General features: G+C 48.6%; 7 protein-coding genes and 1 riboswitch. Of the genes, 1 reads left to right on the top strand and 6 read right to left on the bottom strand.

The annotated features are described in order from the left end of the window. Window positions 1–489 precede the first annotated feature (489 nt). Entirely contained in the window at window positions 490–1,866 is a 1,377-nt protein-coding gene (locus ACQSGY_RS28485) for an NCS2 family permease (protein WP_184191018.1), read from the bottom strand. Window positions 1,867–2,045: 179 nt separating this feature from the next. After that, a riboswitch (purine riboswitch) is annotated at window positions 2,046–2,146 on the bottom strand. A gap of 475 nt (window positions 2,147–2,621) precedes the next feature. Further along, window positions 2,622–2,855, bottom strand: a complete 234-nt coding sequence (locus ACQSGY_RS28480; RefSeq protein ID WP_427181913.1) for a hypothetical protein — start codon at window positions 2,853–2,855, stop codon at window positions 2,622–2,624. A 313-nt stretch (window positions 2,856–3,168) separates the two neighbouring features. Between ACQSGY_RS28480 and ACQSGY_RS28475 the strand changes: the two genes are divergently transcribed. Next, on the top strand, window positions 3,169–4,422 hold the full coding sequence (locus ACQSGY_RS28475; RefSeq protein ID WP_427181911.1) for a hypothetical protein: 1,254 nt from the start codon (window positions 3,169–3,171) through the stop codon (window positions 4,420–4,422). A 201-nt stretch (window positions 4,423–4,623) separates the two neighbouring features. Here the strand turns inward: ACQSGY_RS28475 and guaA are convergent, their stop codons facing one another. The 4 genes from guaA to ACQSGY_RS28455 form a co-directional block, all read right to left on the bottom strand. Beyond that, window positions 4,624–6,162 (bottom strand): glutamine-hydrolyzing GMP synthase, encoded by a 1,539-nt coding sequence (gene guaA / locus ACQSGY_RS28470; RefSeq protein ID WP_427181910.1) that lies wholly within the window; start codon window positions 6,160–6,162, stop codon window positions 4,624–4,626. A gap of 1,341 nt (window positions 6,163–7,503) precedes the next feature. Then, complete coding sequence (locus ACQSGY_RS28465; protein WP_427181920.1) at window positions 7,504–10,416, bottom strand: transglutaminase TgpA family protein; 2,913 nt, start codon at window positions 10,414–10,416, stop codon at window positions 7,504–7,506. Continuing rightward, complete coding sequence (locus ACQSGY_RS28460) at window positions 10,403–11,896, bottom strand: DUF58 domain-containing protein (RefSeq protein ID WP_427181908.1); 1,494 nt, start codon at window positions 11,894–11,896, stop codon at window positions 10,403–10,405. The genes ACQSGY_RS28465 and ACQSGY_RS28460 overlap by 14 nt, the downstream gene beginning before the upstream one ends. Then, complete coding sequence (locus ACQSGY_RS28455; RefSeq protein WP_427181906.1) at window positions 11,893–12,885, bottom strand: AAA family ATPase; 993 nt, start codon at window positions 12,883–12,885, stop codon at window positions 11,893–11,895. The genes ACQSGY_RS28460 and ACQSGY_RS28455 overlap by 4 nt, the downstream gene beginning before the upstream one ends. Window positions 12,886–12,974: the final 89 nt, after the last annotated feature.

The following is a 12,974-nucleotide window of genomic DNA, read 5'->3' as shown; positions in this document are numbered from 1 at the left end:
TCTTTCGAAGCATTTTTGTAAGTTGCTTGCCGCACCGTGTAAACCGTGTTTTCTTGGCCGGAATTAGAATATACCATGTACAGATTTAGAATGCAAGCTTATTTTTAAAATAATATTAAAAGCGATCTAGATCAAAAGAACCCATGCAATACGTTAGTCTATTAACTGCAGCACAACGTGATGAGTCACCTTAAAACCTATATCGCACAAAACGTTGTTTTCAAACTGTGTATCTTTATTGTTCAACTGCTACTGGAGTTATCTCTTCAATATCTGTTGTGCTGCTCGCCCTATAAGCTTAGTTCTTTCCTATCTCCTCAATGTATACCCACATATAGATGAAACGATGTATCTGGATTGTAGCTTTTTATTTTTTTTGCGCACAGGAACACTTTATATAGAAGAAACAAAAAAAGCGGAACCTCGATATCGTATCGAAGCTCCGCTCGTATTATTAATGCGATCAGTCAATCCAAGTTATGTCGCCACTTACTCTCCGCCAATAAATACGTAACGGCAAACGACAATAATGGCCAGTACCCACATCAGCCAGTGTATTTTTACTTTGCGCTCAGTAACGAGGTTGCTGAACACAGCCAGAATGACGTAGGATACGATACCTGCGGAAATCCCGTTTGCAATCCCGCCTGTAAATGGCATTAGTACAATTGTAAGAAATGCAGGGAAAGCTTGAAGAAAATCATCCCACTCAATGCTGCGAACCTGACTCATCATAAGCACACCCACAATGATCAATGCCGGTGCTGTTGCAGCAGAAGGAACAACCAGTGCGAGCGGTGCAATAAACAAAGCCAGAATGAACAGCAGACCTGTTGTTACCGAGGTCAAGCCTGTACGTCCGCCTGCTTCTACACCAGAAGCACTTTCAACATAAGCCGTGATGGTACTCGTACCCAGTGCCGCACCTGCGCTGACGCCGACTGCATCGACGAGCATGGCTTTACCAATTGTTTTCTCACCTTTTGCTTTATCCTTCATGATGCCCATACGTGTCGCCGTACCAACCATCGTACCGAACGTATCAAACAACTCAACGAATGTAAAAATGAAAATAATTTCGAACAATCCAAGGCTGATGGCGCCTTTCAGATCAAGCTGTCCAACAGCCAGGTCACTGAAGTTAGGCAGCCAGCTTGCGCTGGACAGGCCGCTCAGATTCGTTACCCCCATCGGAATACCGATCAGTGTTGTGGCTACGATTCCGATCAACAAAGCTCCTTTTACACGCATAACCATAAGGATCGCGATCAGAAGCAAACCAATCAAAGCCAGTAGTGCGTCATGATGTGTTACAAAGTTGCCGAGGGACAGATTGAAGCTGCTGCCTGGTATCGGTTGGCTCAAATCCGCATCAGGTGCCACATTCACCGTTACCGCCACCAAATTGGCGAGCTTGAAGCCGATGATGGTAATAAACAGACCGATACCTACGGTTATCGCCATTTTAATGGATTGCGGAACTGCAACGAGCAGCATTTGACGAACTCGAGTTACTGTCAGAATAATAAATACGATACCGGAAAGGAATACAGCACCGAGTGCCGCCTGCCAGCTAATCGCACCATTAGAACTCAGAACCACGGTCATAAAGTATGCATTCAATCCCATTCCCGGAGCGAGTGCGATCGGAACGTTTACGAACAACCCCATAATAATAGTCATTAATCCGGCACCAACGGCTGTTGCAAAGAATACGGCATTGTCGGACATACCCGCTCCAGCTGAACCCAGGAACAATGTGTTTACAAAAAGAATGTAAGCCATTGTCATAAAGGTGGTCAGACCCGCAACAATCTCCGTTCTAACATTTGTTCCGTTTTCTTTGAGTTTAAAGAAACGATCCATAATTCACTAACTCCTCCTTAGAGATGTTGAAGCTATATTGAAAAACGACAAATGACCCTGAGAAGTATTTTCCCCAGAGTTCAGCTTGACCAGAAGCAGGCACATTGCCTGTGAACCAAGAACAAAAAAATTCTAATGTGCGCGGGTGATGTTCCACCGCAGTCATGTAGAATTCATTTGCTTAGCCTGCTCCTCTTCGTAGCCAGATCATTAGGGTGATCTCGTAGAGACTCCCGGGCCATATCCCCAGGATTATACGAATTAGTATGCGCTATTTGTTTGTTTCCCATCACCATTTTAGGAGTGGGCTTCTATTTTGTCAACGATAAAAACGAATGTTATATTCCAAACCTCCAAACAACGTTCGTATTATTTAACAAATCAAACCATTTCAGCGATTTACCGCCCAGATAAATATGCAATTGATAACGATTTCAAAATCAGATATGTTCATATTTTCAAAGCAAGTATTACTTGAGAAAAAATAAAAAAGCCACCTGTTCATCATGTTTAAAACACGATGGAGGCAGCCAGTGATTTATTTTTATTTATTAGAAAAATATACTTATCATTAGTTGCCGCAACGAAACACTCTTAGGTATTTCAAATCCCATGCGACATGTTTCACGGCCTGTTCGAGTGTGTTAGGGCCCATTCTAGTTTGCACCTTCATCCAGGAAGGAACACATCGGTCTAACTCGAACAGCTATATGTTTACTTCATGTCCTGAGATCAAAACTGTTCTTGATCTGTTCTCATGCTTGTACTTGTAGTTGTTCCCGATCCATTTCCAAATTCGCATTTGAAGGCAGCGCTTGCGTACTGCTCCGATTGGAAGAAACGTCCGCAGCATCCGCGCTTACTAATGAGACATCCTCTGCTCCTGAAGCCAGGTCCTGCAATCCCGAACCGCATCCAGACAGCATTACGATTAGAAATGCACTTCCAATGCCCATTTTCCATTTGCTCATATAATCGTTTTTCCGCATACGTACAATCTCCCTTCAGTTATAGCAATTTGTTCGAAAGTACTCTCCTTCATGTATTATCATATATCGTTATGTTAGCTGCTTGTTCTGAAAAAAAGATGAAATAAGCATTAATAAACCATAAAATACAATAGAATTGTACAACCTCACTCAGTTTACTAATACGAAAGAGAATATAATCTAAATAAAGTCTGGTAACTTTTTTAATAATAAATCAATGCTTAGACACCGTTCAGTCCTACGCTGCGCTTCATTTTATCTCATCTCATTCCGATATATTAAGGGAGAAATCACTTATACTGGAGGTTATGAAATGTTTTTTTCAAAAAAGATAATCTTGGGGGTTCTTGGATTCATCCTTGCAATGGGAGGCATAGCGAACGTTACATCCGCTGCTGAATCAAAAGGATTATCCGTAACCCTGACAGGCAATACTACCTTAGTTCCTGGTGATGTCGAGTGGGTAGATGTTGCAATCTCTAACAGCCTGGATACTCCTAAAGTTAAATCGGCAACTATCGTTTTGAGCTATGATGAAAACATGTTTACACTAAAGGAAGAAGATGAAGAAGACGGATTACTCCGTTTTGATGAAAAATTGAAAAAATACATATGGAGAGACGATACTTTTTACATTCCAACTCGTCAGTATGACAGCAAAGACTATACCATTCAAAATCCCTATCCCGAGGATCTTGTCCCAAATGATGGAAGAAGGGAGGTTGTACTTTCAATTACAGCCAATGATGGTCATTTTCTGGATTCGGCAACAGGCGATCCATTTGTATCCTTCACGCTTATGACCAAGGAAAGCAGTTTGAATACCCAATCTTCTATTCAAGTTCTTACGGATAGAACGGTATTGACTGATCTTGAGGGGAATGCAGTTACAGATTATAAAACTGTGGCCGCAGATGTGTCGGTTGCTATACCAAAAGAAATCTTTATTGTAGAGGGAATCTCGCGACCAAACTTCTTGCCGTTCATCTTCTCCGTTAATGCGGGACAAGAATTGAATGCTCTGGCTTATTTTGAGAATGGAGATGTAGCCTACATAACAGATCTCGCAGCATGGGAGTCAAGTAATCCCGCTGTGTTAAAACCACATGGAACCGGCAATGTTCAAGCTGTCGGCCTCGGTACAGCGAGCTTAAAAGTCACTTATGGTTCTGTCACTGGTGAACATGAAGTTAAAGTGGTGACCGCCGCCACTGCAGCCAAATTAAACGAGGAACATGGTCCCTATGCTTCAATTATTAGATCAGATGTCAAACCGGAAAAAATCAAAATTATCATTAATGACAAATTAACGCACACCGGCCTTCTCTACAATGGAACAGTATATATTCCAATTCGTTCTGTGAGTGAAGCATTCCATGTTTTTATAGGATATGACCCTGTTAAAAAATTGCCTGTTCTCTTTGGGAGCCCGATTACACAATCCAGAAATTTTGCAGGCACAGCTTATGTTGAAGCCAAAGACCTTCCTTCATTACTAGGTGCAAAAATAGTCAAGTGGGATAATAAGAATAAAACATTATATATCGAGTACAATCCAAAGAAGTAAACTGTAGAATAACAGATTTTAAATAAAAGATATCTATGTAAGCTCCCTTCGATTTGCATCTGTGATGCAGACGAGAGGGAGTTTTTTGGCCCTGCATTTTGTGAAGTATCTACGTGCTGTAAACATAAAAATGCCGAAAATCTTGGATTACCAAGACCTTCGGCATTTAATAATATTAAGTTTTAACGTCTTGTAATAAACCTATTCCCACTCGATCGTTGCTGGTGGTTTGGAGGTTACGTCATAGACGATACGGTTTACGTTGTCTACTTCGTTAACGATACGTACGGAAATTTTCTCCAATACATCCCAAGGGATACGTGCCCAGTCGGCCGTCATACCATCAATGGAAGTCACGGCGCGAATACCTACAGTGTAGGAATACGTACGCGCGTCACCCATTACGCCAACACTCTTCATGTTAGGCAGGGCGGTGAAGTATTGCCAAATTTCGCGGTCCAGACCGGCTTTGGCGATTTCTTCACGCAGGATGTAGTCGGAATCACGAACGATTTTCAGCTTCTCTTCCGTTACTTCGCCAAGTACACGAATCGCGAGACCCGGACCAGGGAAAGGCTGACGGTGTACGATTTCATCCGGCAGGCCGCATTCCGTACCTACTTTACGCACTTCGTCCTTGAACAATGTGTTCAACGGTTCGATCAGCTTGAAGTTCATGTCTTCTGGCAGACCGCCCACGTTATGGTGGGATTTGATCGTCTGTGCTGTAGCTGTACCACTCTCTACGATATCTGTGTACAGCGTACCTTGTGCCAGGAATTCGAAATCATCGAACTGCTTGGACTCTTCATCAAATACGTAAATAAACTCGTTACCGATAATTTTACGTTTTTGCTCTGGATCATCCACGCCAGCAAGTTTGGACATGAAGCGTTCTTTCGCGTCGATTTTAACAACCTTCATATCGAATTTGCCAACAAACGTCTCCATAACACTCTCTGCTTCGCCTTTACGCAGCAGACCGTGGTCGATAAACATACATGTCAGCTGATCCCCGATTGCTTTGTGCAGCAATGCCGCAACAACGGAGGAATCCACACCGCCGCTGAGTGCACACAGCACTTTGCCGTCGCCCACTTTTTCACGGATATCTTTAATCGTATCTTCAATAAATGTTTCCATCGTCCAGTTGCCTTCGCAACCGCAGATTTCAAACAGGAAGTTACGAATCATATCGTTACCACGAACAGAGTGACGTACTTCCGGGTGGAACTGAACTGCATACAATTTGCGCTCGTCATTGCTCATTGCAGCGATTGGCGCACTTTCCGTGCCTGCATCCAGTTTGAAGCCCGGAGGCAATGTAACAACGTGGTCACCATGACTCATCCATACCGTATGTTCGCCTTCAATGCCTTTAGCCAGTGCTGCACCTTCAGCAAACGCCAGATCGGCTTTACCATATTCACGCTTCTCGGAGCGCTCTACTTTACCGTCAAGCTGCTGAGCCATCAGCTGCATTCCATAACAAATGCCGAAGATTGGCAAGCCCAGGTCATAAACACCCGGATCAACGTGTGGTGCATTTTCAGCATATACGCTGGATGGGCCGCCGGAGAATACAATTCCTTTTGGTGCAAGTTCCGCAATTTTCTCCGCTGGTGTGTTATACGGCAAAAGCTCGCTGTATACGCCAAGATCCCGAATTCTTCTGGCGATTAACTGGTTGTATTGGCCCCCGAAGTCAAGGACAACCACAATTTCATTCTGCTTATTCATTACCGTGCCTCCCTCAATTAATGAAACTAATTATACGCAACGACAAAACCTACCGTCAAGGAAAGACGAAACTCCATTTTTCGGGCAAGGAACGAGCAGATGTGACATGGGACGACAAGCCTTGATAATCCCCGAGCCCCGTGTATGAGCTGCAAATATGTTCAATTGACTCTGCACATCTGCTCTGTCTCTTATGTCCTTTGATCCCAATCAATTTGTTCTCTGACTTTCATCTTGATATTCCCTTTGAACATCCGTCTCGATATCCCTGTTACATATCGTCCTTACATCCCTCTTATAATCCGATAAAAGAACCGATCTCATCCGTCGGATGCACAAAAACAAAGTGATACGTACAACCTCCAGGATGGATGTGACAAACAAATCATGCGAAGGAGCTTCGCAAAGTAACAAGGCAAGCTGCTTTTGCTTCCAAGGCAGTTGTGTAACTAGTGGTTCACTTCCCTTGTCATGAAGCCATGCATCATTTGCTGAGAACTGCGCCGGTGTAGCAAACATGCACTGAGTGCTTCCTCTCGCATGCAGTGTAACGAGCTTTAGTTCCAAACCATAAGAAACGGAGAAAGTATTTAAGACGCCAGTCCAGGCTGCCATCTATACCACGCTAACGTTTAACACGCTAACGATCCCAAACAACCTTATTTCGCCCTTTTGACGGGGTTTGAAAATCTAACGAATCGTAGAAACGCTATTTAAACGAAAACTCTCCATTTTTGGCGAAAAACACGGCATTTCAAGTAAATAAGGTTTCTGGGAATCGTTACGTCTGCAGCATGTCCAAAAAGAGCTAAATAGCGTCACCAGGAATCGTTAGCCGTAATGAGGCCCAAACTCTTGAACCTTTCCTTCACAAGCTCTACCCACTCGTTAAAATTCAACATATGTTCCAACTTTGTGTGCCATCCTTCCCCTGCAGGCTGTAAACGTATGAGGCCCCTTCTCTATCAGACATGTTAGAAAGGTGTGGTTTGGGTTTGGGTTTGGGTTTGGGTTTGGGTTTGGGTTTGGGTTTGGGTTTGGGTTTGGGGTCGGGTTTGGGTTTGGGGTCGGGGTCGGGGTCGGGGTCGGGGTCGGGGCAGCCTGTATCGGTGAGATGTTGTAAAAGCCGCGGAGGCTGGAGACATTGGAAAGATTCAACTAACGAGCGCATTCCTTGTATGCCGTTGATCGTATTAGGGCGGGGGTTGAGACTCTATGGCACTTCATGCTTTATATGTTGAAAAGGGTCCCTTCTCACCCTTCGGGCAAGCGGGACCCATTGCTCTGCCAGCGCTGATTTGTACGCTGGCAACGGGTTGTTGCGGGACGCTGGCACAAGGATTAGCGCTGGCGTCCGGGGTTGCGCCGGGTCAGGCGAAGCGCCCGGCGCAGGAAGTCGAGACTGTCCGCGCGAAGCGGACGGTCAGGGCCATACAGCAGCCGCTCCCAGTCGGCTGCAAAGCGCGCGATGTCCGCGCCGTCCGTGCCCGCGGCCACGGCGGGTGACGCTGCGTATTCCCGCAGCGTCATGCCCGGCGGCCGTGGGCCGTATCGGCGCGCAAGCGCGTGCCAGACTGGAGCGGCAGCCTGCAGCAGCCGCTCGCGGTCCGGGAAGCTGCTGCGCGGCCATGCCAGCAGCAGCCTGAGCCGCAGCGCAGGGCGAAGCCGCCTCGCGCTGGCCCATGCAGCGGCGCACAGCATCGCCGCTGCGGCTATTGCCGCGGCAGGCCATGGCGCCGCGGCCAATCCCCGTGCGCGCGCAGCCAGCCACGCGCCCGCACGGTCCATTCCGCTGCCTGCATCTGGCAGCGGGGACCCATCGCCGGGCTGCAGCCCGGCGGAAGCAGCAGCGCTGGCATCACCTGCCTGCGCTGCATCAAACCCCGGCGTAGCCTCAAAAGGCATCCAGCCCACGCCGGGAAAATACACCTCCACCCAGGAATGCGCATCAGCCTGGGTGACAATGACACGCCCGGGGACCTGCGGGTCCGCTTGTCCGGGGGCGTAACCTTTCACCCAGCGTGCCGGAATGCCTTCGGCACGCAGCAGCACAACCATGGCGGTAGAGAAATGGTTACAATATCCCGCCCGGGTTACAAACAGAAAATCATCAACAAAATCCCTGCCTCGCGGCGGCATCCGGGTATCCAGCGAGTAACGGGCATTCGCTTGCAAATAGCTGCGTACAGCTTGTACAGCGTCGTACCGCGTTTCACTCGTACCCATAATCTCGGCAGCCAGGTCCTTAACACGCTGCGGAAGCGTATCCGGCAGCTGCAAATCCTTTCTGCGGATGGAAGCCGGATCGACCAAATTCCCTTTGTTTCCTCCACTTCCCTCCTGTACGCCTAAGCCACCATTCTTCTTATCCGAGCCAGTGCTGCTTGTATCAGCGAGTACAATATCCATCTTCTCGTTCAAACCAGCATGCTGCTGTTCTTCCCCACTACCATCCCATTTCTCTGAACCAACACGTTTTGTATCATCATTCCTATTTTGCTTCTCATTCAAGCCCACGCTGCTTGTATCAGCAAGTTCAATACCCATGTTCTCATTCAAACCAGCATGCTGCTGTTCTTCCCCACTGTCGTTCCATTTCTCTGAACCAACACGTTTGGCCTCATCATAATCAATACGTTGCTCCTGATGCATACTGGCAGTCTGCTGTTCTTTCGCACCAACAGTCTTATTACTGCTTACGCCAACGTGCTTTTCATCCCCGCTAACGTGAAACTCGTTCAATCCAGTACTCTTCGTCCTGTCCGAACCAGCATTCTTCATTCCGTGCATACCTGCGCTCTGCCGAAGCACGTCTGGTGTTACATCCGGCACCATCACATCGACGGTGTAGTGCTGTACACGCGCCTGCCGATCCCCACTGCCCGCAAGCCACAAGGTACCTGTATCTTCACTCGACAGCAGTCGTTTCTCGTTCTTGCCGTTAAGCGCGTTGCCATCTTGAAAAGACAAGCTTACTGGCAAACCTCCCGCAAACAGCGGATTAGGTGCTCGCCATTCCCTTTCCATCGTGATGATCTGACGAACCCGCTTCCAGTAAGGGTGCTCCTCCCATCCATCCGAACGCAGCATTCCCGAGGAGTCTGCATAGTGGAATCGCTGCTCCACATCACTCCATGCACTTCCGTTGTAATACGAGCGAGTTTCCCCGCGCCAATACGTAGGTACAGGGGTGCTTGCGGTAAACACCGGCTCATTCCCCTGTACCAGCGGAGCACCCATCGGTGCATCGACCGTGCTGTAGCCCGTCATACTCAAGGAGGCAGGTATACTTCCCGAAGGTGTATATCCTGCCCATTTAGCCAAACGTTCGACCGTGTCCATGACAGAGATATGCCCCGCAGGCGACACAACATTCATACGTGCCGGAAGCATGGATATCAGGACCATACAAGCAGTGGCTCCTAATGACACAGCAATCCAAGCCATACGTACCCTTCTTCGCATTGGACGAGAATTGTTCTTTTCACTTCTCGCCATCTTCCGATGTGTTCTTCGATGAACAGCCCCATGTATATCCTGCGCTTCCCTTACTGCTGCATCTCGCACCGCCGCTTCATGACCTGTCCCTTCAGAAAGCCGCAACAGATACAGCAGACCTTGAATGAACAAGAGCCAGCATACAGAACGCACCACCGAGCCATACGCATCATATCCGACCAGACTTTCCAGCAGAATAAGATAGACTAATGTGCCTGTACCAAATAATGAAATGCTGCGACGGAGCAAAACAAGGTACTGCACCGAAGCAAGCAGCATACTCCAGCCGCACAGCATAAACAAACCTCTCGTTTCACGGCTCATGACACGAAAGCGGCCTTTGTCAATCCATTCGCCAAGATCGGCATTAAGCATGCCAGGATAGGCTGTGCCCCACTCGATCGGATGACTGGCTCCATACATCAGACACAACGCAGCATAGATGATTGGAAGGCGAATCAACATACTGACAGCCCAGCCGGTTCTGAACAGGCCAACGGACAGCAGAACTGCCGAATAACCCGCCATTACCGCAGCGAATCGCTCACTGCCGGTCTGACCGGAAGAAGTAACGGGATAGATCCATTCCATGCATAAAAGGAGCAGCCCCGCTGTAATCAGCCACAGATACAGTGCAGGAGCAATTCCATGGACGGATGAAGATAATGGCGACATAACCTCCATACGGTGGCTCTTGATCGTCGGCTCGGCAAAAGATGCTGGCTCAGCTTCAATTCTCTTGCTATGCTCCCACATCAACGATCCCCGCCTTCCCGCCGAGCAAAGTGCTGTTTGTCGCAATGGCTTCCTGACAGATCACACGCACACCCTTGGATACAAGACGATCAGTCCATACTTGCTGCTGCGCTCTTGCGGACGAACCTGAAGCAACCGACGATGCATATCCTACCTTTGTACCCGCTTCTGTACGGAGTCGCTCTCTTGTTTTCCCTTGTTCTGCCGGCCGCTTCCCTTCCATTCGATCTGTTTGCAAGGAATAATCCAATCTCCCCGCGTCACGTTCTGAAGATCCGTAATTAATGATAGGATGCTGCGCTGCCTGACTGCCTGTTAGATGTACGCTAACCTGGAAACCGAGCGCGGCAGCATGTTCAAGCCAGCCAACCAGTCTTTCATCCAGCTGTCCAGTGAAAATAACGATGCTTGAGCCGTACGAAAGCTGCTCCAGCCTGCTAACATCCAGCGTAGATACTGCCTCAGGCTGCTCTTTACACAATCGGGCATACGCCAGCCGCCGTAATGCGTCAGCCGCACCTTCATCAGCGCCATCATATCCCCGTCGCGCCTCACCCGCAGCAGAGCTATGATTCGTCCTGACCTGTTTCCTTGGTACCTCTCCCGATTCCACAGTTCGGTCTGCTCTACTGCTTAGCTCATCTCCACTTAACCAGAGCTGGCAAGGCATCTGAGCATTGGCCGCCTCTCTGACCCAACTGGCAGCGCCAAATACTGCCTGTTCAAATGCTTTATGCGCCTGACCCTCCGAGTCGTTCTTCTCGTACCCTGAGCGTTCCTCGTATACGATAATTGCCAGCGAAGTGCGCTGCGACATTTCGGGAATCAGCGTGTGCAGCCTTCCTGTCCGGGCGGTGCTCTTCCAATGAATCCGGTTAAATGCATCTCCCTGCTGATATTCCCGTATTTCTATACCTGGCGGCCCCAGCAGCTGTGGCTGCACCGCCATACCTTCCCCATGGTTCCCCCAACTCTCGGGCCGGATTGATACCTCGCTATATCCCCCATCTGGTACTACTACAAGTGGCTCTTCACCTTCAAGACGGGCCCAGGCCTTGCTCCATCCAAAAACATCTCCCCAATACAATCGTCCTTCCTCCCACACATACACACCTCTAGCAAGCCCCGTGATCTCGTATTGATAAGACCATTGTCTCTTCATGCCGGGAAAAAGCAGCTTGCGATGCACTCCTGCGGGTGTATTGTCACAAACGACAAGCCAAAGCAGCGGAAGGACACAGCGAAATTCCAGATGCACCTGCACCCGCAGGCTCTCACCTGCCACAATATGCCCCGGACGTCTATGCCGTTGTACATGAACATGACGAGGGCCGAAGAGCTGCACAACAATTCCGTATGTTACAACCAGAACCGATATGGTAGCCAGAAATAAAGCGGATTTTCCTCCATGCCACAGATACACGCCGATTAGAAGAACAGCGACCAGCAATTGAACGAAGCTCCCGCGAACCCCGATCATGCCCTGCGTCCCCTTCCGTGTCCGCTCATCTGCACAGGCACGGGCACGGAAGATAATATTTCACGAATGACCTGCTCCTGTACCTCACTGCTGTCGGCTCTGTTCACCGATTTCAGCTGAATCCGGTGAGATAGCACTGGCACAGCGAGGGATTGCACATCATCCGGTACAACGTAGCTGCGCCCTTGTGCATAGGCATATGCCTGCGCTGCTGTCATCCATGCCAGCGTTCCCCTTGGACTGATACCCAGCCGTACCGCATCATGTCCTCGCGTAGCTACAGCTACACCTACAAGATATTGCTTGATCACTGTATCCACGTGCACCTGTTTGACTTCACGCTGCATCGCCACAACTTCCTCGGCCAGCATAATCGGATGCATATTCTCCAGCATCTCCTGGCTCCGCACTCGAGACAGCAGCTCTACTTCCTGCTCAGGCTCAGGATATCCCAGCGTGATCCGCATCATAAACCGGTCCAACTGCGCTTCAGGCAGACGATATGTGCCTTCGAATTGAAGCGGGTTCTGCGTTGCCAGCAGCAAAAACGGTCTGGGCAATGCATGGGTCGTACCATCCACAGTCACACTGCGCTCCTCCATCGCTTCCAATAGAGAAGACTGCGTCCGCGGCGAAGCACGGTTGATCTCATCTGCGAGCACAATATTGTTCATTAGCGGCCCGGGTCTGAATCTGAACTCTCCTGCCTGTACATGATATATGGATACTCCCGTTACATCGGCTGGCATCACATCTGGCGTGCACTGGATGCGGCCCATCGCACAGTTTAACGAAGAAGCCACCGTGCGGATCAGCATTGTTTTGCCAGTGCCCGGCACATCCTCAAGCAGCACATGCCCTTCGCTAAGCATCGCGGCGATTATATATTGAATTTCCTGTTTCTTGCCGATGATGACATCGGCAATGCGATTGCCAAGCCTGTTCAACAGTTCAACAGCATATTCATGCTCTATTCGAATTTTGCTCATTGGACTGAACTCTCCTTCCCTGCTACTGAATCCTGATTATCGTAATCTATGATTCATTGTTGCCCGGAAGTAGAGAGAATAGTCAGAAG

Source organism: Paenibacillus sp. TC-CSREp1 (assembly GCF_050171015.1).
Lineage (GTDB): Bacteria > Bacillota > Bacilli > Paenibacillales > Paenibacillaceae > Paenibacillus > Paenibacillus silvae.
The sequence above is the reverse complement of the archived record's forward strand: the minus strand, read 5'-3'. Positions and strand labels throughout refer to the sequence as shown.